The organism is Paraburkholderia sp. WS6 (assembly GCF_030464835.1).
In the GTDB taxonomy this organism is placed as follows: Bacteria; Pseudomonadota; Gammaproteobacteria; order Burkholderiales; family Burkholderiaceae; genus Paraburkholderia; species Paraburkholderia madseniana.
In genome coordinates this window covers 1-22,715 of record NZ_JALQCK010000022.1, presented here as the reverse complement: position 1 = coordinate 22,715, position 22,715 = coordinate 1, and the positions used below count along the sequence as shown (strand labels likewise).

Sequence of the window (22,715 nt, the reverse complement as noted above, 5' to 3'; positions counted from 1 at the left end):
ACGCAGCGCTGTGTCGTTACGATAGCGCAATCAGCGCGTCCTGCGCGATCGAAATCCCGACCGGCGTGCCACGCGCGAGTTCGACGCGGCCCGCGACGTCGATCAGCAGCGCGTCCGGTGCGGCGCCACCGATCGTCAGGCGGGTGCGCTCGCCGAGAAACGCCGTGCTTTCGATATTGCCGCGCAATTGGGCGCTGGCCGGGTCGGCGAGGTACGCGTCTTCGGGTCGGAAGAAAAATTCGTGTGCCGCGCTTGCCTGAGCGGGACCTGAGGGCAGCGGTACAGCGCCGCCGGTCGTCGTCAGCAGACCATCACGCCGTTCGCCCGCCAGCCGGTTGATCGTGCCGACGAATTGCGCGACCGTGCGATTCGCCGGACGGTAGTAGATGTCGCGCGGCGACCCGATCTGCTCGATGCGGCCTGCGCTCATCACGACGATGCGGTCGCCGAGCTCCATCGCTTCAGCCTGATCGTGGGTCACGTAGACGGTCGTGATGCCCAGTTCGCGCAGCAACGTATTCATCTCGCTGCGCAAGGTGTCGCGCAAACGCGCGTCGAGCGCGGTCAGCGGTTCGTCGAGCAGCAGCACACGGGGTTGCACGGCGAGTGCGCGCGCCAATGCAACACGCTGACGCTGGCCGCCCGAAAGCTGATCAATGGGTTTGTCCGCGTGCGCGGTGAGACGCATCATCGCGAGCAATTCGTCGACGCGTTGCCGTGCGGTTTCAGCCGGCACGCGTTTGATCTTCAGGCCGTAGCCGATGTTGCCGCGCACGGTCAGATTCGGAAACAGCGCGTAGCTCTGGAACACCATGCCGACCTGACGTTTTTCGATCGGCAGGGCAGTGACGTCTTCGTCGCCGAACGCGATGCTGCCGCCGGCGTCAGGTGTCTCGAGGCCCGCGATCATGCGCAGCGTGGTGGTCTTGCCGCAACCGGACGGGCCGAGCAGCACCAGCGTCTCACCGGCGCCGATGTGCAGATCGAGCGGTTCGAGCACACGCGTGCCGCGAAACGTTTTCGCGCACTGTGTGAGCGTGATGGGAACGGAGTCGAGTTTCATGGCGTGGACGTCGGTGTAGGCTTTGAACGGGAGGCAGCGGTGCGTTGTCTGCCCGCGCTGCGCTGGCCGGTCGCATCGACGCCGAGCCATTGCATCGCGACGAGCAACGGCATCGTCATAATGAAAAACAGAATCGTGTAGGCGCTGCCGATTTCGATGCGTAACGATGCATAGGTGTCGGCGAGACCGACCGGCAGCGTTTTGGTGTCGGGCGTATGCAGCATCCAGGTGAGGTTGAATTCGCCGATCGAGAGCGTCAGCACCGCCAGCGCACCGGCGACGATTCCCGGCCGCGCATTCGGCAGCACGATCGTGATGAAACGTTGAAAGAAGCTCGCGCCGAGGCTCGCCGCGCCTTCTTCGAGTGTGCGCAGATCGCTGCTCGCGCACACTGCCGCAACCGCGCGCACCATGAACGGCAGCGTGAACACCACGTGCCCGACGACGATAAACGCGACGCTCATGCGAAACATCGTGAAGCCGCCGTAGACCACCAGCAGCGCGAGCGCGGAAGCGAGACCGGGCAGGGCGATCGGCAGCACCAGAAACTCTTCGATGATGCGCGAGAGCCGCGTCTTGCTGCGCGCCAGCACGTAGCCGGCGGGCACGCCGGTCAGCAGCGTGATCAACAAGGTCATCGCCGCCACTTCGAGCGAGAGAAATACCGAGCCGTGATACTGCGTCCACACTTCGCCGAGCCAGCGCAGCGTGAGTCCGCTCGATACGCCTTTGAAGTAGTTCACCGTGAGCCCGGCCATGATCGACATCACGACCGGCACGATCAGAAACGCGCATAGCAGCAGCGTAACGAACCACTGTCCGGCTGCGAGCCACGTGCGTGATGTGGGCAACCCACGGCGCCGCGCACGCGGTTTTGCGGGCTGCTTGATTGGAGCAGTGATGGAATTCATCGAGGTCTTTTCATCGGGTTTGGACACGCCGCTCATGCGCTTGCCGCGACAGCGGAACCGCTCACGCTGCGAGCGAACGCCAGCACGGCCCATGTGACGATGCCGAGCACGATCGAGAGGCCCGCGGCCGTCACCATGTTCGCGTTCAGTGTGAACTCGGTGTAGATGGTCATCGGCAATACGTCGATGTCGGTGGCCAGGGTGAAGGCGGTGCCGAAGGCACCCATGGCGGTCGCGAAACATACCGCGCCGGCCGCGATCAATCCCGGCGACAACGCGGGCAACACGATGTCGCGCGTAATACGCCACGGCGATGCGCCGAGCGAACGCGCGGCCTCTTCGAGCGAGGCATCGAGCTTGGTCGCCGACGCCATCACGGTGACGATCACGCGAGGGATCGAGAAGTACAGGTAGCCGAGAAAGAGGCCGCTCATCGAGTAAGCGAACACCCAGCGGTCGCCCGTGAGTTTCAGCGACAACGCGCCGATCAAACCCTGACGTCCCGCCAGCATGATCACCATGAAGCCGACCACGACGCCTGGGAATGCCAATGGAAACGTCAACAGCGCGAGCAGCGTGCGCTTGAGCGGAAACTCACGGCGCGCCAGCAGCAAACCGGCGATCACGGAAAGCACCAGCGTCGTCGCCGTGACCGCTGCGGATAACATCACCGTCGCGCCGAGGCTCGACATGTAGCGCGGATTCGTCAGCATTGCGCGATAGGTCGCGAAAGCGTGGCCGTCGCCGCTGATCTGCGCGAGCGCGCCCATCGGCAACAGCCAGAACGCGATGAAAACCGCCAGCGCCGGCGCGATCAAAGCGATGCGCCAGCGCAGCGGGAACGTGACGTCGTTCAATGCATCACCTGTAGATAACGCTCACCGAAACTCGACTGCTTCTCGGCCATTTTGCCGAAGTCGACCGGCTTGGCGCGCGCATAGTCGCTGGCGGGCAGGAATTTGGCGGCGGTTTCGGGGCTCATTGCATTCGCGCGCACCGGACGCAGATAGGCGTCGGCCCACAGTTTCTGGCCTTCGTCCGACAGCACGAAATCGAGCACCTTCTTGCCGTTCGCTTCATGCGGCGCGCCCTTCACGAGACTCATCACGTACGGCACCGAGATCGTGCCTTCCTTCGGAATCACGAATTCGACGTTGGCGTGATCCTTGTACTTCGCGCGGTAGGCGTCGAAGTCGTAGTCGAGCAGGATTGGGATTTCGCCGGACATCACGCGCGCATAGGCGGTCTGCTTCGGCACGATCGGCGCGTTGGCCTTCAGCTTGCGGAACCAGTCGAGGCCCGGCTCGAAGTTATCGAGCGTGCCGCCGAGCGCCTGATTCACCGCGACTGCGCCCGCATAGCCGACAAAAGCGCTCGACGGATCGAGGTAGCCGATCATGCCTTTGTACTCAGGCTTCAGAAGGTCGGCCCACGAACGCGGGACCGGTTTGCCTTCCAGCGCGTCCTTGTTGACGAAAAAGCCCAGCGTGCCTGAGTGGATCGTGAACCAGTAGCCTTGCGGATCCTTCATGTTGGCCGGAATGTCGTCCCAGTGCGCGGGCTTGTACGGCTGGATGACGCCTTTGTCTTTCGCCTGGAACGCCGACGACACGCCGAGATAGACCACGTCCGCAACCGGGCTCTTCTGCTCGGCCATCAGTTGCGCAATCGACTGGCCGGAGTTCTTGTTGTCGAACGGCACGCGGATGCCGGTCTTTTCCTGGATCGCCTTGATCTGGCTCGCCCAGTCGGCCCATTCGGGCGGGCAGTTGTAGCAGATCGCGGTTTCGTCGGCATGGGCTGCTTGAGGCGCGAGGGCGGCGAGCGCGGCGGTGACGATCATGCCTGCCGACAGCGCGGTGGCCGTGGTGCGGGCGAGACGGCGCCAGAGCGGTTTGATCGAAGAAGCGAAACGTGTTGAAGAGCGGATCACTGCGGGTCTCCTGGAGAGGACGAGAGCGGGTGGTTCGGGGTTCGAATGGGATGCTTACGCAAGCGACTGTGCAAACGGCCTTCAGGTCGCCGCCGAAGTTTCTGTGCGGTTCGAAATCGCCGCGATGGTGGCGCCTTCACGCAAGCTGTGCGGCAAGGTCAGCGTGGGCGACGTTTCCCCTAGCGTTTCGTAGCTGCCGGTTACGCGGGCCAGCAAACGCCGCCAGGCGGCGCAGCCGATCTCGCGATTCGGCGCGCAGATGCTTGCCAGCGGCGGCGACAGCAATTCGCCCATCGCGAGTCCGTCGAAGCCGAGAATCGACATGTCGTGCGGAATCTGCAGACGCGCACGGCGCAGGCCGCGCATCACGACCATGGCGAGCAGATCGTTGCTGCAGAAGAGGGCGGTCGGGCGGTTCGGGCCGCTGGTCAGATGGGCGAGCACGGACGGCGCCAGTTCGTCGGCGTTGAAATCGACTTCGAGCGCGGGCGCAGGGGTGAGGCCGGCCTGCTGCATCGCCTGCGCGTAGCCGAGATGCCGCTGGCGAGCGCGGTCCGAAGCGGCGAGTGTGCCCGCCAGCATCAGGATGCGGCGATGGCCGTGCGCGATGAGCATGCGTACGCCATCGAACGCAGCGAGGCGGTTGTCGACCGAAACCGACGGACGCCGAACGGTGTCGTTATGCATCAGCACATAGAGCAGACCGGCGCGGTCGAGTTCGTCGAGCAGCGGATGCGTGTCGGCATCGGCGACGGTCAGGATCAGGCCTTCCACGCGATGCTCGCGCAGCGTTTCGATGGCGTGGCGTTCGCGGTCGGCATCGTACTGGGTGGTCATCAGCATGAGCCGGTAGCCTTGCGCCGCGGCGAGCTCGTCGATGCCTTGCAGGCATTCGGCGAACACGGGGTTGGCGAGTGTCGGCAGGATCACGCCGATGAGGCGCGTGCGCTCACCGCGCAACTGCCGGCCGAGCGGGCTGGGACGGAAGTTAAGGGCGTCGATGGATTGACGCACCTTATCGAGCGTGACCGGATTCACGGTGTGCGGCGCGTTGATCGCGCGCGAGACCGTGGCGATGGAGAAGCCCGAGTGGGCAGCGACGTCTTTGATCGTTGGGATCATGATTTCCGCGCGTTATGTAAACGTTTTCGTCAGCGGATTATCAGGAACGTTTGTGACTTGCGGATGACTCCAATTTTTATGCCTGGCGGGAGAGGGTGAGGATCGGTCGCGGCTGGATTGCGGCGGTTTGGTGCGCCAGCCAGGCAATGGTAGAATTCGCGTCCACGCGTGGTTCTGACCCCTGCCGGGGTGATGAAATTGGTAAACATAGCGGACTTAAAATCCGCCGCCTAACGGCTTGCCGGTTCAAGTCCGGTCCCCGGTACCAGGAAGCATTCCACCAGATTCCAGAAAATTCCTTGGACCCTCGATGCAGCAATGCTTCGAGGGTTTTTTGTTTCTTGGAGAAACCGCGGAGTTCCGTTGACCTCTGGGGGCATCTTAGGGGGCATGTTGGTGTAAAAAACGACGTCCTTGAAAAAAAGCCCCCAGGAGGTCTTCATGCCCCTGACTGACATTGCTGTGCGTAGCGCAGCCCCTCGTGAGAGGGTCTATCGTCTGACCGACGGTGGCGGGATGTATCTGGAGATTGCGCCGTCGGGAGGGAAATACTGGCGCCCGAAATACTGATTCGGTGGTAGAGAAAGACGCTTGGCGCTGGGCATCTACTCTGACGTATCGCTCGCAGCAGCGCGCAGGAAGCGAAGTGCGGCGCGTGAACAACTGGCGGCGGGGATAGACCCAGGCGACGTCAAAAAGGCTGATAAGCGAGCCGCAAGACTCAACGCCAACAATTCATTCGAGGCCGTAGCCCGCGACTGGCTGGAGGAGCGCAAATCGGTCGTGCAGATTGGTCAGCACGAAAAGACACTCGCCCGTCTGCAAAACGACGTATTCCCCTGGCTGGGCAAGCGTCCTATCACCGAGATCGATGCGCCCGAGATTCTGGTGGTGCTCAAGCGGATCGATAGGGAGGGGGGCGCGATATTCAGCGCACCGGGTGCGCAGTGAAATCAGCCGCGTTTTCCGATATCCGATCAAGGAAGGCAAGGCAAAGAGCGATCCAGCAAAAGACCTGATCGGAGCGATTCCGTCTCCAATAGAAAAGCACTTTGCTGCGCTCACCGAACCCGCCAAGGTGGCGGAAATGCTCAGGGCCTTCGACGGTTTCTCGGGGACGTTTCCCGTCCTCTGCGCGCTCAAGCTTGCGCCGATGCTGTTCGTGCGGCCAAGCGAGCTTCGTTGGGCCGAGTGGGCGCAATTCGACCTGGATAAGGGGGAGTGGCGCTATCTGGTGACAAAGACACGGACTCAGAATCTGGTGCCGCTTGCAACCCAGACAGTGGCTCTCTTGCGGGAGTTGCAAGCACTGACAGGCAAGGGGCGTTTTGTCTTTCCCGGCGCTCGTTCGACGTTGCATCCAATGAGCGAAGCGGCGATCAATGCTGCACTCAGACGACTCGGTTATGACACCCGAACGGAAATTACCGGCCACGGTTTTCGCGCGATGGCCCGTATCCTCCTGCACGAGGAACTGGAGCAGAAACCAGAGGTAATCGAGCATCAACTCGCACATGCAGTACCGGATAATCGTGGCTCGGCGTATAACTGGACCAAGTTCATCAGGGAGCGCCGGGTGATGATGCAGTTGTGGGCAGACTATCTAGACAAGCTGAATGCGGGCGCACGGATCATTCGGATTTGTGGCGTGGCAGGCTGAGTCGGAATCTGAGCGTCCGCTGGGGAGATACTTCGACCGGCTGCTATAAAGGGTCGAGCTGAGCAGGTTGTCATTCGGCTCTGTGCGGCCATTACGCGTCATTCGTACGAGCTGTAACCTGGACGTTCAGGCGGCCGCTTCGCACAGGAAGCTGCCGCCGACCTTGTGCGTGCCCGAAGGGCGCCTCAGGGTCGACCGGCGCCGGATGCAGATCGATGACAGGCAGGCCGCAACGCCAGTTTGGCATTCGCCCGCGTTTGGCCGTTGGCTGCCCTTCGTGAACGTCTTCTTTCGGGTACGCTGGAATCCCTGTGATTTCAAGTCTCACAGAGGCGCTCGGCATCGGCCTGGTGGGCTGCGATATGTATCATCGAAATTGGCCGCAACGTGTCGATTCGACAGCCCTTCGTTCGTCGTGGTCCTGAAGCACCATTCAACTCAGGAGAACGACGATGCGATTCATCATCACAGCCCAAGCGAGCGCAGACAATGAGGAGCCGGATGCCGGCGGCGGTTTGGACGAGGCCCTTCTCACGGCGTACATGAGGTTCAACGAAGAGATGCACAAGGCCGGTGTCCTGGTGGCTTCCGAAGGCTTGAACCCAGCAGCGCCCGGAGCGCGAATTGCGGTTAGCAAGGGGAAACGCTATATCGTCGATGGCCCGTTTGCAGAGTCCAAGGAACTGGTCGGTGGCTTTTACATCATCGAAGTTGGATCTCTTGAGGAGGCGACTTCCTGGGCATTGCGTGCGCCATCCGGTCTCGGCGCGGACGATGTACTGGAGGTGCGCCAACTCACCGGAGCGGGCGACGTCCCGCCAAATGTCCTCGACATCATCCGGGCAGCGGCACCGACCTGGAGCGAGTCGGTTTGGCAGGCGAAGAAGTGAAGGCCACATACGGAACCGCCGAGTTGCCATCCAGCCGGGCGCTCGAGCCGACGTCCGCAGGCGAACCTCCGTCTGCGGCTCAGCGTCAGCGTAGAGCGACCGCTTTTCGGCGGCCATACCCGCGGCGAACGACCGTCGGCTTCAGGTCGGCGGCGTTACGTTCGGCCTAGCCGATTCAGGCTGGACTCGGACAACTACGGACGTTGGCCCACGCCATCGAGTGCTCGGTCGAACGTTGGCTACTGCTCCGGACCGGACCATCGAGCAGATTTCGGCCGATCGGGTCATTGGCAACGTCGGCCGGCAAATGGTTAAACTAATGCCTCTGGACCCTTCGAACCTAACCTGGCTATGCCCCTGTCAGTTGAGTTGCAGTACTTCATATCGCGTTCCGCCTGGTCGGCCAGGTTGACACAGGAACAGCTCGCTCGCGTCCAAAAAGATGCTTTTCAACGATCGTTTTCTGCCGGCGCCCTGGTCTGTCATCGCGGAGCCCCTGCGGATCATTGGATCGGCGTGATCGAAGGGTTAGTCAAAGTCGATACGGTCTCTAAAGGTGGGCGGGCTACAACCTTCGCCGGCGTGCCGGCGGGTTCCTGGTTCGGGGAGGGAGCCCTACTAAAGGATGAGCCTCGCCCATACTCGGTGGTAGCGCTGCGTGACAGCGAAGTCGGGTTTATACCGTGCAGCACATTTGAGTGGCTGCTTGACAATAGCCACTCGTTCAGTCGATTTGTCATCAATCAACTCAACGCCCGGTGCGGCTACTACGTCGGTCTGGTTGCAAACCTCCGTTTGCAGAAAGCGTCTGCAAGAGTCGCTTTCTGTCTCGCTGAAATGTTCAATCCGCAACTCTTTGGCGTCGCTGATCTGATGCTGGGTCTTTCGCAAGAAGAAATTGGACGTTTGTCCGGCCTTTCCAGGCAGAACACCAACCGGGCGCTTCACGAGCTCGCTGATGCGAGGCTTTTAACGATCGAATATGGGTCAGTCCGAATTCTTGACCTAACAGGGCTTCGAGATTTTGCGCATTCCGAAGATTGATTGGGCCGCATTCGTGACTACGCGTCAGACAGCTTCGTAATGGCTTCCCGGCTGCCAGCCTGCGCGCGAAGCCGAAATTTCTGAATTTTTCCTGTGCCTGTCTTTGGCAACGCGCCGTATACGATCCTCACAGGACACTTGTAGTGTGCGAGCCGTTCCCGACAGAACGTAATCAGCTCTCGTTCAGAAGGTGAATTGACACCCTGTCTCAACTCGACAAATGCGCAAGGCACTTCCCCCCACCTGACATCGGGCTGCGCGACTACCGCCGCGATGAGTACTGCTGGGTGTTGGTGCAATACATCCTCGACCTCGATCGATGAAATATTTTCGCCACCCGAAATGATGACGTCTTTGGATCGATCCGTGATCTGAATGTATCCGTCCGGGTGCACCACGGCAATATCTCCGGTGTGGAACCAGCCACCCTCGAAGGCGCTTCGGGTCGCTTCCTCGTTCTTCAGATAGCCCTTCATCATGACATTGCCGCGCAGCAATATCTCTCCCTCGCTCTTCCCGTCCGCGGGAACGGGCTCAAGCGTGGCGGGATTTGCGACTTGCATGGCTTCGAGTCCGGCGGCCCGCTGACCTTGCCGCGCCTTCAGGCGCGCCTGCTCCTCGTTTGTCGATGCGTGCCAGTCTGCCTGGATGAAGCAACTGACCGGTGTGCCGGAGGATTCGGTGATGCCGTATACGTGCTCAACCTCGAATCCCAACTCGCTTACCGATTTCAATACGGTTGCCGGAGGTGGCGACCCCGCCGTGCGGACGCGAACGACGCGAGGTAACGGGCTACGCTCGCTGGCGGGCGCGTCTGCCAGTGCGGCCAGGACGATTGGCGCTGCACAAAAATGATCGACGCCGTACTCGCGGATGGCTCGAAATATTCCTGCGGCATTGACTTTGCGCAGACAGACATGGGTGCCACCCGCTGCTGTGACTGCCCAGGCGAAGCACCATCCGTTGGCGTGGAACATTGGGAGGGTCCAGAGATACACCGGCCCGCGCGGCATGCCCCAGTCAATCAACTGGAGCATGCTCATCAGGTGAACCCCACGGTGACTGACCACGACCCCTTTCGGGTCGGAGGTCGTGCCAGACGTATAGTTCAATGCGATAGCGTCCCTTTCATCCGCGGGCCATACGCCTTCGAAGTCCGGATTTCCCTCTCCGAGCAACTGCTCATAGTCGAGCTCACCTATCGATGCCCCCGGCGGCGCTTCGAGATCCGCAATGTCAATCACGAGTGGCCTGTCTGGAACATGCTCGAGTGCGTTCGCAGCAAGGGCGGCAAACTCGCGATCCACAAAAAGGACCTTGCATTCCCCGTGAAGCAGGATGAACCGAATGCCGTCGGCATCCAGCCTGCAGTTGATCGTGTTGAGAACAGCTCCGCTGAGCGGCACCCCGAAATGCGCCTCCACCAACGCGGGCGTATTAGGCGCAATGATCGATACGGTGTCGCCGCGCTCGACACCTCGCCGGACGAGCGCACTGGCGAGCCGGCGGCAGCGGCTGCGCGTCGCCGCCCAGGTCTGACGCATCTCGCCATGCACGATGGCGATACGCTCCGGAAACAGATCGGCGCATCGATCCAATGAATGCAGCGGTGTCAGCGGCACGTAGTTGGCTTCGTTTCGATCGAGGCCGCGCTCGTAGATTTTAGTGGCCATGTCGTGTCTCCTCACATGAATGTGAAAGTGTTCCGGGCATTGGTGGTGCGTAGGTGCAACCTCTGAATCGGATCGCTCAAACCTTGCGATGTCGCATCAAATCTAACCGTTGCGCCGGAATGGAACTGTCTCGAACAGGACACTCCTTGGGTTCGTAGGGGACGACGGGTTGCTGGATGCCAATTGTCATGTTCGAGACAACACGCCCTGTTCCCCCTGGCTAATCTTGCTCGCAAGGCAATGCTGCCGTGAAGGGAAGTTGCTTGAGTTTGCTGACGTTGAAGACAGATGGAGTGACAGATGAAGAGAAGTGAGACACCACCGGCGATGGACGCCGATGCGCTGCGCAAGGCCATCGAATGGGCGATCCTGTCGCGTCGCAGCGTCAGGGCGTTTCTGCCCACGTCGGTTCCTCGGGAGACGGTGGAATCGATATTGGACGTAGCGCGCTTCGCTGCCACGGGAGTCAACATTCAGCCCTGGCGCGTACACGTCGTCACGGGGCACGCCAAAGACCGTATCTGTGCCGCGATCCAACGGGTTAATGACGACTCGGCACTAGACGAGACATGCACGGACGAGTGGGACTATTACCCGCGCGAGTGGATATCTCCATACCTTGAAAGAAAACGGACTGTGGGTTGGAAGCTATATGGGTTGCTTGGAATCGAAAAGGGCGACAAGGAACGGATGCTGGCCCAGCACAGCCGCAACTATCAATTCTTTGACGCGCCCGTCGGCCTGTTTTTCACAATCGACCGCGTCATGCAGCAGGGTAGCCTGCTCGACTACGGCATGTTCCTGCAGAACATCATGATCGCTGCCCGTGCTCATGGCTTGAGCACATGCCCTCAAGCAGCATTTATGAAGTACCACAAGGTCATTGCCGATCAACTTCGATTGGAGACAGGTGAGAGGTTTGTTGTCGGCATGAGTCTCGGATTTGCGGATGCCTCGCGCATCGAGAACACCCTCGTCACGGAAAGAGCGGAGGTCGGCTCGTTTACAACGTTTTATTCGGATTAGCAGCGTGCATCGGGAGCGAATCCAGACACCAGTCAGCGACCCACGTAACGAATGCATCAGCGCAGCGTCACATGAAAGGAAAACAGACATGCAGATAAGAGACAACGTATTTGTAGTGACCGGTGCCGGTTCCGGGTTGGGGGCGGCCACGGCGAAGATGATCGTCGAGCGGGGCGGCAAGGTGGTCCTGGCGGACCTTAACCCCGAATCTGGTGAGGCCATCGCCGCACAGCTAGGGCCGAATGCCCGATTCGTTGCCACCGACGTCGCCAGCGAACACAGCGCCCGGGCAGCTTTTGCGGCGGCCATGGAAATGGGACACCTCAGGGGACTCATCAATTGCGCAGGCGTTGCTCCCGCCGAAAAGGTCATCGGCCGTGAAGGAACCCACAAGCTGGAAGCGTTCGCCCGGACGATCAATATCAACCTGGTTGGTACTTTCAACATGACCCGCAATGCGGCGGAGATGATGAGCGCCTGTCCGCCAGTGCCCTCCGGCGAACGTGGCGTCATCATCTGCACAGCCTCCGTGGCCGCGTTTGAAGGACAGGTGGGGCAGGCAGCCTACGCCGCTTCCAAAGGCGGCGTTGTGGCGATGACCTTGCCACTCGCGCGGGAACTCTCGCGCTGCGGCATCCGGGTTATGACAGTGGCTCCAGGCATCATGGAAACGCCGATGCTGCTTGGCATGCCCGCTGAAGTACAGGAGGCGCTGGGCAAAACGGTGCCGTTCCCAGCCCGGATGGGTAAGCCAGCCGAATACGCCGCTCTGGTGGAGCACATCCTCTTGAATGAATACCTGAACGGCGAGGTCGTCCGCCTCGACGGCGCCATTCGTATGGCCGCCAAATAAACCGCATCCATCTTTTCAGTGAACGAATCATGTCCAAAGATCCCGTCGTTATCGTCTCAGCCGCCCGCACCCCTATTGGCAGCTTCCAGGGGAGTCTCTCCGATCGCACGGCGCCGCAGCTCGGTGCCGTTGCCGTACAGGCCGCTATCCAGCGAGCCGGCATTAGCGCCGAGCAGGTGCAGGAACTCATCCTGGGTTGTGTGCTGCCTGCGGGACTCGGCCAGGCCCCTGCGCGCCAGGCGGCCATCGGCGCCGGGCTACCCCTCTCGGTGGTCTGCTCCACTGTTAACAAAGTGTGCGGTTCCGGCATGAAAGCCGCCATGCTAGCCCATGATCTCCTGATGGCGAGCAGCAACGAGGTCATTGTTGCGGGAGGCATGGAGTCCATGACAAACGCTCCTTACTTCATCCCGAAGGCACGAGGGGGCTTCCGCCTTGGTCACGGACAGATTCTCGACCATATGTCCTTCGACGGTCTGGAAGATGCTTATTTCGACCGTGGCCGTCAAATGGGCACCTTCGCTGAAGAGTGCGCCGAGTCTTACGGATTCTCCCGGGAGGATCAGGATGCCTACGCAATAAAGTCAACCACACGAGCCCAAGCCGCTATTCGGTCCGGTGCGTTCGCGTGGGAGGTCATCCCAGTGATGACCTCCAGCAAAAAAGGTGAAGTTCTGGTACAGCACGATGAGCAGCCGGGCAAAACCAAACTGGACAGGATCACCAGCCTGAAACCCGCTTTCAAGACCGATGGCACAGTAACTGCGGCTAACTCCAGTTCGATTTCCGATGGTGCCGCTGCGCTGGTGCTGATGCGCCTCTCAAGTGCCGAGAGACTTGGGATCAAGCCTCTGGCCGCTATCGCCGGGCACGCCACCCACGCTCAGGAGCCGAGACTGTTTACCACCGCTCCCGCGGGCGCGATTAAGAAACTACTGTCCAGGATTGGATGGGGGACGTCCAGCGTAGATTTGTGGGAAATCAACGAGGCATTCGCGGTCGCCGTGATGGCTGCCATGCAGGACATGACGCTCGATCACGACAAGGTCAACATACACGGCGGCGCCTGTGCCATCGGTCACCCTATCGGCGCGTCCGGAGCACGCATTCTGGTCACCTTGCTTGCGGCCCTCAGATCGACGGGCGGAAAGCGCGGAATTGCAAGCCTCTGCATCGGCGGTGGCGAAGCCACCGCCATGGCCATCGAGATAATTTAACGTAAGCGCCGGTTGGACTCGTATCGGGAGCTCTGCATGGACATACTTCAAGACATGCGCGTCTTTGTGCGCGTCGTCGAAGCCGGGAGCATCACCGCGGCGGCGAACAGCATGGACGCCACTCCTGGCCAGACCTCACGCGCCGTTTCGGATCTGGAAGCACACCTTCGAACCCGACTGCTCAACAGGACCACACGACGCATCGCGATGACTGAAGCTGGTGAGCGATATTACGATCATTGCATGCAGATTCTGGCACTGATCGAACAGGCTGAGGCGGAGGCTGGTGACGCACATGCGCGTCCGTGTGGGAAACTGAGGGTTCGCACTCCGGTCGGGTTTGGACAGCACTACCTCATCAAGGCGATCGGTGCATATCAACAGCTATATCCTGAAGTGAAAGTCCGGCTGACGCTCGCCAATGGTACGCCGGATTTCATCGAAGATGGCTGCGACGTTGCAATTGTCGGGGCACTGGCATTATCGGATTCAGAGCTCATTTCACAGAAAATCGGTAGTGCATTCAGCATTGTTTGCGCATCACGTACTTACATCGAGAGCCATGGTGTCCCGCACAAGCCGGACGATCTCGAAGCGCATTCGTACATCCACCTGAACACACCCGAATCTCCAATGAACGTGTGGTCCTTCGAGGGGCCAAACGGAGAGGAGTCCATTCGACTCCGGCCAGCCTTGCTGGAAGTCAATACACCAGAGGCTCTTGTCACTGGAGTACGGGAAGGACTAGGAATCGGCCTGATTCCGATTTATTCGGCGATCAGCGGATTGCGCAACGGCGAACTTGCGTGGGTTCTACCCGAATACAGTTCGCAGGAGATGGGACTTTACGCGATGTATCTATCGCGACAATACGTGGACGCAAAGATTCGCAGCTGGGTGGACTATCTGAGGGATACCATGCCGGCGAAGCTGGCGGCTGATCAGGAAGCCGCTAGCAGATTCATTCACCGTTGATTGATGCAAGCGCCACTCTACTTCTGCTCTCCGGTCGCTTCGAGGATCAGATTTGCCACTTCAGTCGGATGCGACAGCAGCGACACGTGGCTCGACTTAAGCTCGATCGTATGCGCGTGCATCCGGTTCGCCATGAAGCGCTCCAGATCGGTGTTGATGGTCCGATCTTCAGTCGACACCGCATACCAGGTCGGCTTGTCGTGCCACGCGGCGACGGTCGTCTTCGCCATCGTGATCGCCTTGCCAATGGGCTGCTGAACCGCATAATACTTATCTGCTTCAGCCCTCGGCAGATCGCCGGCAAAGTCTTTCAAAAATGCCTGCTCGGATAGCTGGCCGTAGCCGTCGGCCGACCACTGAAGCCCCGCCGATGCGGGCGCGGCTGGAAATTTCTTCGTCAGTGCCGGATAGTCCTCGCCGGCATCCGGCGCACGCGCGGCAATGTACACGAGGCCGGCCACTTTCGGATCATCGCCAGCCTGGCTGATCACCATCCCGCCGTACGAGTGCGCGACTAGCAGCGTCGGGCCATCCTGTTGCGCAAGTGCGCGCTTGACCGCGTCCACGTCCGCGTCGAGCGAGGTCGTCGGATTCTGCACCGCCGTCACGTGCAGGCCCTTTGCCTGCAGTAGCGGAATCACTTTCCCCCAGCTCGAACCATCTGCAAACAACCCGTGAACCAGCACGACGTTCTTGATCGGTGCGGACGGAGCGGCGGTGCTGTCCTGTGCGAATGACGTCGTTGCGCTCAGCAGCGTGGCGCAGGCGAAACCGGCGAGGACAAACGAATTCAACTTCATGAGACTTCTCCGAGATATGTGAAGGATGAGATTCGCGAATTTCGCTCAGCCGCAATGACGAGTCGAAAGACGAACCATACCCAGCCAATCATCCGGTCGATGCTTGCGACTGCAAGCGGGCGCTGGATTCTGGTGTACGAAGGTGCAAACACAGTCCCGGTGCAAACATTCCGTTCACTGCAAAGTTTTTTTTGAGTCAACGTCTGCAAGCAGCCATTGCATCTGGACAAGCACGAACGGCTGATGCGGGTCGAGCCGGGAAGCTGACGTCCTGATTGAACCGTCACGGACTCGCTTTCTGAAGAATCTGCGGAATAAATTGAGCCGGCGCTCGTTTCGTCCATTGCCTTTGATTTTTCTTTCTTCCGCTTCGGCAATGTCGGACCTGCTTGCGCTCTCCACGCGCTGCGGGCGACGCCGGCATCCTGCGAGTTTGCCAATGAAAAAAATCCTGGTGACATGTGCTCTTGTTGTGTCTGTCCCTGCCGCGCATGCGCAAAGCAGCATTACGTTGTACGGCATCATTGATGAGGGCTTCGAAGCAATCAGCAATGTGCCTGTTGCCGGCAGCAAAAGCGGCGGCAGACTGTTTCGACTCGATGCCAACAATGGTCTGAATGGGTCCCGTTGGGGACTCAAAGGATCCGAAGATCTCGGCGGCGGCCTCAAGGCGGTCTTCACGCTCGAGAACGGCTTCGAACTCAACACCGGAAATCTCGCGCAAGGAGGTGATGAATTTGGCCGACAGGCCTTTGTCGGTTTGTCGAGCGACCGGTATGGCACTGTGACGCTCGGGCGGCAATACGATCCCATCATCGACTACGTCGGAATATACGAGTTCGGTGATTCAAATCTTGGCTCGGATCACGCGGCACATCCCGGCGACCTCGACAATTTCAACTTCACACGTCGCCAGAACAATTCAGTCAAGTACCAGAGCCCCGACTACGGCGGTTTGAGATTCGAAAGTCTCTATAGCTTCGGCGGTGTGCCAGGCTCGCTTGCAACCAATCAGGCCTACTCTTTCGGAGCCCATTTTGCGAGAGGCCCGCTTGGTATGTCCGTGGCATATTCACACGTCAACAATCCGGCGGCGTCCTTGTTAGGGAGCAACCCAACCGATACCGCGACGTCGAACGGGCTGACCGCGAGCCCGATCTACAGCGGCTATGCGTCGGCAAGAACGTACCAGGTCGTAGCGGCCGGCGGTTCATATGCGTTCGGACACGTGGTCGTGGGCGCGACCTATTCGAACATTCGCTACTCGAACATTGCCACGCTTAGTGAAAGCAGTGCGGATTTCAACGACGCGGAAGTCAGCCTGCAGTACCTGATTGCCCCGGATTGGTCGGTTGGAGCGGCCTACAACTTCCTGAAAGGGAACGCTGTGACTCAAACCATTGGGGGCGCCAAATACAATCAGCTCTCCGCCGGTGTGAATCACAAGCTGTCCAAGCGCACCGATGTCTATATTTCAGGTGCATGGCAGACGGCGAGCGGAGACGACTCGACCGGCCACGCGGCGGTCGCGAACATTGCCGATTTGTCGCCTTCTTCGAATCGTCATCAAGCGGTCGCTCGTATCGGAATCCGGCATCAGTTCTAGTCGCGCTCTGTCAACCCAAGCACACCCTCTCCTGCGCACGCTCGCTTTTACAAGCGTGCATCCGGTCGATTTCCCATCCCACCTCGTGCTATGCGTTCACCTGATCGTGCGACGCGTGCGAAGGGGGCGGAAAACTGGCCTCCGGGTGGGGTGTAAGAAAAACAGGCAGGTCGGTAGCGGGCGGCCTGGCGGGAACGTCGAAGAACATTTCGCAAACCCAGCCGCGATGATACGAAGCGTGGTTCACGAGATGCATGAACATCGCGCCGCGCGACATAGCCGAACGCTCGCCGGATATGAACGCGAACGACAACGTCTCAGCCAGCGACGCGTCAGTCTGTTCATCCGCCCAGCGTTCGAACCACGTGTTCATGTCCTGTTGCGCGCCACGCAGGTCGTGTAGATCGGCATGCACGACCACGTTGCGTGTCGTGAAGCCGTGCTCCTTGCGTTCGAGGTGCGCCTTCCAGATCAGATCGACCACGTAAATGTGATTCAGCGTGCCGATCATCGACTTGAACAAGGTCTGCCGCGTTTTGACGGCTTCACCGGGCGGCAATGCTTCGATGCAATCGAACAGCACGTTGTCCGCCCAGGTTTTATAGCGGGAAAGAATGCGGGTGGTTTGCGTATTGAGCATGACTCGTTTCCTTGACTATTCGCTCGCGTCGTTCAGCACGTCCAGCGCAGCACGACACGCGCCGGCCAGTTGTTCACGCATCAAATCCTGCACGTTCGACGAGCGGTTCACAATGGCATCGCGAATTTTGACCGCTTGACTGAACGACGCCTGCATACGGCCGCCGCGCGCCATCGCTATGCGCCGCAGGCGGCGCACAGGTCCGATCAATCCAGCGTGACTGTCCTGCAGCGTGCGGTTGTCGGCGATCGTCATCACGATTGTGTAGAAGCGGTCTAGCGCTTCTACGTAACCCACCGGATCGCCAGCATCGACGCTCACCTGCATCGCCTCGATCACGTCGTCAAGTTGCGCGATGCCGAGTGTCGTGATGCGCTCCAACGCAAGCTGTACGGCAAGACATTCAAGCGCGGCGCGGACCGTGTAAATCTCCTCGACATCGCGCAGCGTCACGGCGCGCACGTACGCGCCGACACGCGGCAGCACCGTCACCAGTCCCTCGCGTTCGAGTTGCGCGAACGCCTCGCGCATCGGCGTGCGGCTTACATTCAACTGCTTCGCGACCTGAACTTCTGAAAGGCGGCTGCCCGGCGCAAGCACGCCCTCGACGATCGCCTCGCGCAACGCGGGTACCACCACGCCTTCGCTCAATGAGTCGCTAGATGCATCGACCGTGCGCATGCGCGAGTGATATTTGCTCGCGATCTTGTCAAGCGAATGTGTGCCTGCATGCGCACCTTTCGCGTCCTTCGGTGCGGCGGCTTCGGCAGTTTTCATTGCAGTTTTACTGGAAGGCATTGACACCTCATGGTTCTGTGAATACGCTGTATACAGATTATACACCCGCAATTACTTGCACGGCACTGGAGTAAGCGCTGAAGCGTCAACGCCGGTCGACACAGGAGAAGTTATGGATCGCAGTCCATTCCCGCAGCCGGTTTTGATCGAGCGAACGGGCAACGTGCTGAGTTTTACGCTGAATCGCCCGGACGCGGGCAACGAGGTTTCCAGCCTGATGTTCGAGGCAATGACGGCGGCGTTACGCAGCGAGGCCGCAGAGCCGAGCGCGCGTGTGCTGCGCATCCGCGGGAGCGGCAACATGTTTTGTACCGGACGCGAGCGCGCCGGCCGCGACGCAGTGGCGATCCGTTCGGAAGTCGCGCGGCTGATCGAACTGAAGCGCCTCGTGCGCGGTACGTCGATGATTTCGATAGCGGAAGTGCATGGCGATGCGCATGGCTTCGGCTTCGGACTCGCGATTCTGTGTGACTTCACGCTAGTGTCGTCACGCGCGACGCTCGCGTTTCCCGAGATGCGCAAAGGCTTGCCGCCCGCCGCGATCATGGCCTATCTGGGCCGCTACGCTTTGCCGAAGACGCTGTTTCCAATGGTGCTGTTCGGCGACACGTTGACGCCCGCCGCCGCGCTGCAGGCGGGGCTGATCACGCAGGTCTGCGAGGCTGCTGCGCTGCGCGGCGACGCCGACGCCCTCACCGATCGCATCCTCGCGCTCGACGATGCAGGCGTGCGCCAGTGCAAGGCGTTCTTTCAGTCGGCGGAGGAAAGCCCGATCGAACAGAACTTCCGCAGCGCGACCGACATGCTGACCGTCACGAGCCTGCGACTGATGCAGGGCCGCTGAGCGCAAGCTCACCCATCGAAGTCCGCACATGGCGCGCGCGAACTTATCCTGGGAAGGCTCGCGTTTCTTCAGCACGCCGGCAGCAAGCATCTTGCATGGGACCGGAGTCAGTGCCAAAGCGCCAACTCTGGTCAACAGGAGACAGACATGAACGTCAACGCAGGGCCACGGCTCGACCGTTTGCCGATGTCGGGATTTCATCGGCGCATCATGTGGTTGATTGGCATCGGCATGTTCTTCGACGGCTTCGACATCTATGTCGCGTCGACCGTGCTCGGTGCAACGCTCAAAACCGGCTTCTCGACACTCGGCCAGAATGCGCTATTCGTGTCGCTAACGTTTCTAGGCATGATGCTCGGTTCGCTTGGCACCGGTTTTCTCGGCGACCGTTTCGGCCGCCGTTTCACGTATCAGGCAAATCTTGCGGTGTTCGGACTCGCGTCGCTCGGTGCGGCGCTCGCGCCGAACATGAGCGTGCTGATCGCGTGCCGCTTCGTGATGGGCCTCGGACTCGGTGCGGAAAATGTCGTCGGCTATTCGACACTGACCGAATTCGTGCCGCCGCAAAAGCGCGGTAAGCTGCAAGGATTGATGGCCGTGTTCGTCGTGTCCGGGTTGCCGGTCGCCGGGCTGATCGGATTGCTGCTGATTCCAGCATTCGGCTGGCGCGCAATGTTTGTGCTGGGCGGCTTCGGCGCGCTGGGTGTCTGGTATGCGCGCAAGTCGCTGCCCGAGTCGCCGCGTTGGCTCGACTCGGTTGGTCGCCATGAGGAAGCCGGCGCGATCCTGAATCGCATCGAAAGCGAAGTCACCGAAGCGCGCGGCGGCGAGCCGCTGCCGCCGCCTTTTGTCGCGAAGACGTCGGGGCAAGCGGCAACGTTGCTGTCGTTCGGATCGCTTTTCAGCGGCACGATGCTGCAACGGATGATCGTGGGCTGCGTGACGCTCGTTGTGATCAATACGTTGCTGTACGGCTTCGTCACCTGGCTGCCGACCTTTTTCGTGCATCAGGGCTTCAGCATCGCGAGGTCGTTCGGCTTCGCGCTCGTCATGTCGCTCGGCGCGCCAATCGGCTCAGCAATCGGCGCATTGACGGCGGACTCGTGGGGCCGCAAGCCGACCATCATCGGTGCGTCGCTCGCGGCAATCGCGTTCGGCGCGATCTATCCGTTCGTCTCGGATCCGCTGCTGCTGCCCCTTGTCGGCCTGTTGCTGACTATTCCGATCTACGTGCTTGTCGCGCTGCTGTTCGCGATTTACGTACCCGAACTCTTCCCGACCGAAGTCCGGCTGCGCGCCTCGGGCATCTGCAACACGCTGGGTCGCGGCGCGACAATCGTCACGCCGTTTATCGTCGTCGCGCTGTATGCGCAGCACGGCATCGTCGGTGTGCTGACGCTAATGATCGGCCTGCTCGTCATTCAGATCGTCGTGGTTGCGTGGCTCGGCGTCGAGCCGACCGGCCAGCGCCTCGAAGACCTGCAGCCCGCCGACCTACAGGCAAGCGATGCGATGCGCACTGACGCGCATGCATCGCCTCTCAAGTGAACCACCTGGAATTGATCTCTATGGACACAGTGAACCAGACACATCTCGATGCACAGCTTTTCATCGACGGCGCATGGACAGACGCCGACACCGGCCGTAGGCTCGACATCGTCAACCCGGCGACGGGTGAAGTAATCGGCGCGCTCGCGGCCGCGTCTCAACAGGATGTGGACCGCGCGGTGCGCGCGGGCCATCGCGCGTTCGAAAGCGGCGCGTGGCGCGACATGCCGATCCAGCAACGCGCGCGCGTGCTAAACCGTTTCGCCGATCTGTTCGAAGCGGATCTAGAACAGTTTTACAAACTCGAAACGCTGAACAACGGCCGGCCGATCTCGGAGACGCGCGCGCAGATTTCGCGTCTGCCGCAGTTCTACCGCTATTTCGCGGCGCTTGCGCTGACGCGCCGCAGCGACGTGATTCCGATCGAAGGGCCGTACCTCTGCTACACGCAGCGCGTGCCGCTCGGCGTCGTCGCGTTGATGACGTCGTTCAATCATCCGCTGATGATTCTGTCGAAGAGTCTTGCGCCCGCGCTCGCCACGGGCAATAGCGTCGTCATCAAGGCGTCCGAGCAGACGCCGCTGACCACTGTGCGCCTCGTGCGTCTGCTGGATGAAGCAGGCGTACCGAAGGGTGTCGTGAACGTCGTGAACGGCGAAGGACGCGAGGCAGGCGCGGCGCTCGCGCAGCATCCGCTGATCCGCAAGGTCGTATTCACGGGCGGCACGGAAGTCGGCCGCTCGATTGGCGAAGCGGCGGCACGCACCTTCGCGTTGACGACGCTCGAACTCGGCGGCAAGGGCGCGGTGATGCTATTCGACGATTTCGACATGGAGCGCGCGGTCAACGGCGCGGCGTTCGCGGCCTTCATTGGCGCGGGGCAGACCTGCGTGTGCGGCGCGCGGATTCTGGTGCAGAAGTCGATCTATGTGGCGTTTCTCGAACGTTTCCGCGCGAAGACGATGGGTATTCGCGTAGGCGATCCTGCCGATGTGAAGACCCAACTCGGCCCGGTGATTTCGGACCGCTCGCGCCAGCGCGTTCTCGCGATGCTGGAGCGCGCGAAGGCGGCGGGTGCAAAGGTGCTGACGGGCGGCGGCGTGCCGTCCAACCTGAAGCAGGGCTTTTTCATCGAGCCGACCGTGCTGTATGACGTCGATCCGCGTTCGGAAATCGGTCAGGATGAAGTGTTCGGGCCAATCACCGTCGTGATGCCCTTCGACGACGAGGCGGACGCGATCCGTATCGCCAACGACACGCAGTTCGGCCTCGCCGCTTCCGTGTGGACGCAGGACGTCGCGCGCGCGCATCGCGTCGCAAGCAAACTCGAATTCGGCATGGTCTGGGTCAACGATCACCACCGGCTCGACCCGGCGTCGCCGTGGGGCGGTTTCAAGAACAGCGGCGTGGGGCGCGAGACGGGCGTCGAATCGTTCGATCAGTTCAGCGAACCGCGTGCGGTAACGATCAATATAAGCGGCAAAACCATCGACTGGTATGCGGACGATGGTGAACTGAAACGTCTTAATTGATTCTTCTGAAGCGACGTTGCAGCCCTTCAAACGGTTCCATAGACGTGTGTAAAATCGACTGCAACGTCGCTTTGAGAGCAGTCCAATGCTAAGGGTTAAGGGTACGTGATGTCCGCGAAGGCACGCTGCCAGAAGATTGCACGCGGGGGCTTCCGCAAGATGCAATTGCGTGGCCAGTGCGGAATGGTCCGCCTTGGACCCGAAGAAGTCAAAGCGGTGCAGAACGGAACAATCTCGGTGAGAGACGCCATCGGGGCCTGAGGCGTTGCACCGGCAAAAAGGCATTTTGACCGTGTCAACATCTGGAGGCCAGCATTGCTGGCGCCGTACGCTGCTTCGAAGTACGGCTCTGATCAGACTGTCCATGGGTATTACTATCGCTTCCAACATGCCCGTCGAACGACCGCTATCTAGCCAGTCGGGAGACCGCTCCGGGTCGGGTCCCGCCTCACGCTTTTCTCGTAAGCGGCCGTTCTCTGAGCGTAGCAACGTCAAGGCATGATCGTGCGAATGACAGGTTGCCGCGTATCGACAGCTTGGCCTCGCCGAGGCGTGCGCGGGCCGGCGGCAACGCGCGCTC

General features: G+C 60.6%; 19 protein-coding genes, 1 tRNA gene and 1 pseudogene. 12 read left to right on the top strand and 9 right to left on the bottom strand.

Annotated features, from left to right (window positions below; translation table 11 throughout):
- Nucleotides 1–16: 16 nt before the first annotated feature.
- From M0D64_RS24640 to M0D64_RS24620, 5 genes are all read right to left on the bottom strand, one after another.
- Nucleotides 17–1,063 (bottom strand): ABC transporter ATP-binding protein, encoded by a 1,047-nt coding sequence (locus tag M0D64_RS24640; protein WP_171927833.1) that lies wholly within the window; start codon nt 1,061–1,063, stop codon nt 17–19.
- Nucleotides 1,060–1,974, bottom strand: a complete 915-nt coding sequence (locus M0D64_RS24635) for an ABC transporter permease (RefSeq protein ID WP_266259596.1) — start codon at nt 1,972–1,974, stop codon at nt 1,060–1,062. The genes M0D64_RS24640 and M0D64_RS24635 overlap by 4 nt, the downstream gene beginning before the upstream one ends.
- Before the next feature lie 32 nt (nt 1,975–2,006).
- A complete protein-coding gene (locus M0D64_RS24630; protein ID WP_093647257.1) occupies nt 2,007–2,831 on the bottom strand; it encodes an ABC transporter permease in 825 nt (274 codons plus the stop codon).
- Nucleotides 2,828–3,907, bottom strand: coding sequence for an ABC transporter substrate-binding protein (locus M0D64_RS24625; RefSeq protein WP_266259595.1), 1,080 nt, complete (start codon nt 3,905–3,907; stop codon nt 2,828–2,830). The genes M0D64_RS24630 and M0D64_RS24625 overlap by 4 nt, the downstream gene beginning before the upstream one ends.
- 81 nt (nt 3,908–3,988) lie before the next feature.
- Nucleotides 3,989–5,029, bottom strand: coding sequence for a LacI family DNA-binding transcriptional regulator (locus tag M0D64_RS24620; RefSeq protein WP_266259593.1), 1,041 nt, complete (start codon nt 5,027–5,029; stop codon nt 3,989–3,991).
- Between the two features lie 183 nt (nt 5,030–5,212).
- Between M0D64_RS24620 and M0D64_RS24615 the strand changes: the two genes are divergently transcribed.
- The 4 genes and pseudogenes from M0D64_RS24615 to M0D64_RS24600 all read left to right on the top strand — a co-directional run bounded on the left by M0D64_RS24615 (nt 5,213) and on the right by M0D64_RS24600 (nt 8,623).
- Nucleotides 5,213–5,297: transfer RNA gene (locus tag M0D64_RS24615), tRNA-Leu, on the top strand.
- A gap of 173 nt (nt 5,298–5,470) precedes the next feature.
- A pseudogene (locus M0D64_RS24610) lies at nt 5,471–6,689 on the top strand (tyrosine-type recombinase/integrase).
- Nucleotides 6,690–7,141: 452 nt separating this feature from the next.
- A complete protein-coding gene (locus M0D64_RS24605; RefSeq protein ID WP_266259592.1) occupies nt 7,142–7,579 on the top strand; it encodes a YciI family protein in 438 nt (145 codons plus the stop codon).
- A 351-nt stretch (nt 7,580–7,930) separates the two neighbouring features.
- A complete protein-coding gene (locus M0D64_RS24600; protein ID WP_266259591.1) occupies nt 7,931–8,623 on the top strand; it encodes a Crp/Fnr family transcriptional regulator in 693 nt (230 codons plus the stop codon).
- A 17-nt stretch (nt 8,624–8,640) separates the two neighbouring features.
- Here M0D64_RS24600 and M0D64_RS24595 read toward each other — a convergent pair whose 3' ends face one another.
- Nucleotides 8,641–10,296 carry an AMP-binding protein gene (locus M0D64_RS24595; RefSeq protein ID WP_266259590.1) on the bottom strand — a complete coding sequence of 552 codons (1,656 nt, stop codon included), beginning with the start codon at nt 10,294–10,296 and terminating at the stop codon, nt 8,641–8,643.
- Between the two features lie 300 nt (nt 10,297–10,596).
- Here M0D64_RS24595 and M0D64_RS24590 point away from each other — a divergent pair, with 300 nt between their 5' ends.
- From M0D64_RS24590 to M0D64_RS24575, 4 genes are all read left to right on the top strand, one after another.
- Entirely contained in the window at nt 10,597–11,322 is a 726-nt protein-coding gene (locus M0D64_RS24590; protein WP_154567369.1) for a nitroreductase, read from the top strand.
- A gap of 88 nt (nt 11,323–11,410) precedes the next feature.
- The gene (locus tag M0D64_RS24585) at nt 11,411–12,175 is read left to right on the top strand and encodes an SDR family NAD(P)-dependent oxidoreductase (RefSeq protein ID WP_266259589.1); all 765 of its coding nucleotides are present in this window, start codon (nt 11,411–11,413) and stop codon (nt 12,173–12,175) included.
- Nucleotides 12,176–12,204: 29 nt separating this feature from the next.
- On the top strand, nt 12,205–13,392 hold the full coding sequence (locus M0D64_RS24580; protein ID WP_266259588.1) for an acetyl-CoA C-acyltransferase: 1,188 nt from the start codon (nt 12,205–12,207) through the stop codon (nt 13,390–13,392).
- A gap of 36 nt (nt 13,393–13,428) precedes the next feature.
- The gene (locus tag M0D64_RS24575; RefSeq protein WP_266259587.1) at nt 13,429–14,367 is read left to right on the top strand and encodes a LysR family transcriptional regulator; all 939 of its coding nucleotides are present in this window, start codon (nt 13,429–13,431) and stop codon (nt 14,365–14,367) included.
- A 17-nt stretch (nt 14,368–14,384) separates the two neighbouring features.
- On the opposite strand, the gene M0D64_RS24570 is transcribed toward M0D64_RS24575, so the two are convergent.
- The gene (locus tag M0D64_RS24570; RefSeq protein ID WP_266259586.1) at nt 14,385–15,167 is read right to left on the bottom strand and encodes an alpha/beta hydrolase; all 783 of its coding nucleotides are present in this window, start codon (nt 15,165–15,167) and stop codon (nt 14,385–14,387) included.
- 439 nt (nt 15,168–15,606) lie between these two features.
- Here M0D64_RS24570 and M0D64_RS24565 point away from each other — a divergent pair, with 439 nt between their 5' ends.
- Complete coding sequence (locus tag M0D64_RS24565) at nt 15,607–16,773, top strand: porin (RefSeq protein ID WP_171927822.1); 1,167 nt, start codon at nt 15,607–15,609, stop codon at nt 16,771–16,773.
- Between the two features lie 88 nt (nt 16,774–16,861).
- On the opposite strand, the gene M0D64_RS24560 is transcribed toward M0D64_RS24565, so the two are convergent.
- The gene (locus M0D64_RS24560; RefSeq protein ID WP_266259584.1) at nt 16,862–17,413 is read right to left on the bottom strand and encodes a DinB family protein; all 552 of its coding nucleotides are present in this window, start codon (nt 17,411–17,413) and stop codon (nt 16,862–16,864) included.
- A gap of 15 nt (nt 17,414–17,428) precedes the next feature.
- The gene (locus tag M0D64_RS24555; protein WP_266259583.1) at nt 17,429–18,190 is read right to left on the bottom strand and encodes a GntR family transcriptional regulator; all 762 of its coding nucleotides are present in this window, start codon (nt 18,188–18,190) and stop codon (nt 17,429–17,431) included.
- Nucleotides 18,191–18,323: 133 nt separating this feature from the next.
- Here M0D64_RS24555 and M0D64_RS24550 point away from each other — a divergent pair, with 133 nt between their 5' ends.
- The 3 genes from M0D64_RS24550 to M0D64_RS24540 all read left to right on the top strand — a co-directional run bounded on the left by M0D64_RS24550 (nt 18,324) and on the right by M0D64_RS24540 (nt 22,135).
- Nucleotides 18,324–19,055, top strand: a complete 732-nt coding sequence (locus M0D64_RS24550; protein WP_266259582.1) for an enoyl-CoA hydratase/isomerase family protein — start codon at nt 18,324–18,326, stop codon at nt 19,053–19,055.
- Between the two features lie 147 nt (nt 19,056–19,202).
- Nucleotides 19,203–20,603 carry an MFS transporter gene (locus tag M0D64_RS24545; RefSeq protein ID WP_266259581.1) on the top strand — a complete coding sequence of 467 codons (1,401 nt, stop codon included), beginning with the start codon at nt 19,203–19,205 and terminating at the stop codon, nt 20,601–20,603.
- A 20-nt stretch (nt 20,604–20,623) separates the two neighbouring features.
- Nucleotides 20,624–22,135 carry an aldehyde dehydrogenase gene (locus M0D64_RS24540; RefSeq protein WP_154567360.1) on the top strand — a complete coding sequence of 504 codons (1,512 nt, stop codon included), beginning with the start codon at nt 20,624–20,626 and terminating at the stop codon, nt 22,133–22,135.
- Nucleotides 22,136–22,715 lie beyond the last annotated feature (580 nt).

Excerpts from the sequence above, each read along its gene's own strand:
- M0D64_RS24640 (WP_171927833.1), bottom strand. The coding sequence starts at position 1,063 with ATGAAACTCGACTCCGTTCCCATCACGCTCACACAGTGCGCGAAAACG.
- M0D64_RS24635 (WP_266259596.1), bottom strand. The coding sequence starts at position 1,974 with ATGAATTCCATCACTGCTCCAATCAAGCAGCCCGCAAAACCGCGTGCG.
- M0D64_RS24620 (WP_266259593.1), bottom strand. The coding sequence starts at position 5,029 with ATGATCCCAACGATCAAAGACGTCGCTGCCCACTCGGGCTTCTCCATC.
- M0D64_RS24605 (WP_266259592.1), top strand. The coding sequence starts at position 7,142 with ATGCGATTCATCATCACAGCCCAAGCGAGCGCAGACAATGAGGAGCCG.
- M0D64_RS24600 (WP_266259591.1), top strand. The coding sequence starts at position 7,931 with ATGCCCCTGTCAGTTGAGTTGCAGTACTTCATATCGCGTTCCGCCTGG.
- M0D64_RS24595 (WP_266259590.1), bottom strand. The coding sequence starts at position 10,296 with ATGGCCACTAAAATCTACGAGCGCGGCCTCGATCGAAACGAAGCCAAC.
- M0D64_RS24590 (WP_154567369.1), top strand. The coding sequence starts at position 10,597 with ATGAAGAGAAGTGAGACACCACCGGCGATGGACGCCGATGCGCTGCGC.
- M0D64_RS24585 (WP_266259589.1), top strand. The coding sequence starts at position 11,411 with ATGCAGATAAGAGACAACGTATTTGTAGTGACCGGTGCCGGTTCCGGG.
- M0D64_RS24580 (WP_266259588.1), top strand. The coding sequence starts at position 12,205 with ATGTCCAAAGATCCCGTCGTTATCGTCTCAGCCGCCCGCACCCCTATT.
- M0D64_RS24575 (WP_266259587.1), top strand. The coding sequence starts at position 13,429 with ATGGACATACTTCAAGACATGCGCGTCTTTGTGCGCGTCGTCGAAGCC.
- M0D64_RS24570 (WP_266259586.1), bottom strand. The coding sequence starts at position 15,167 with ATGAAGTTGAATTCGTTTGTCCTCGCCGGTTTCGCCTGCGCCACGCTG.
- M0D64_RS24565 (WP_171927822.1), top strand. The coding sequence starts at position 15,607 with ATGAAAAAAATCCTGGTGACATGTGCTCTTGTTGTGTCTGTCCCTGCC.
- M0D64_RS24560 (WP_266259584.1), bottom strand. The coding sequence starts at position 17,413 with ATGCTCAATACGCAAACCACCCGCATTCTTTCCCGCTATAAAACCTGG.
- M0D64_RS24555 (WP_266259583.1), bottom strand. The coding sequence starts at position 18,190 with ATGAAAACTGCCGAAGCCGCCGCACCGAAGGACGCGAAAGGTGCGCAT.
- M0D64_RS24550 (WP_266259582.1), top strand. The coding sequence starts at position 18,324 with ATGGATCGCAGTCCATTCCCGCAGCCGGTTTTGATCGAGCGAACGGGC.
- M0D64_RS24545 (WP_266259581.1), top strand. The coding sequence starts at position 19,203 with ATGAACGTCAACGCAGGGCCACGGCTCGACCGTTTGCCGATGTCGGGA.
- M0D64_RS24540 (WP_154567360.1), top strand. The coding sequence starts at position 20,624 with ATGGACACAGTGAACCAGACACATCTCGATGCACAGCTTTTCATCGAC.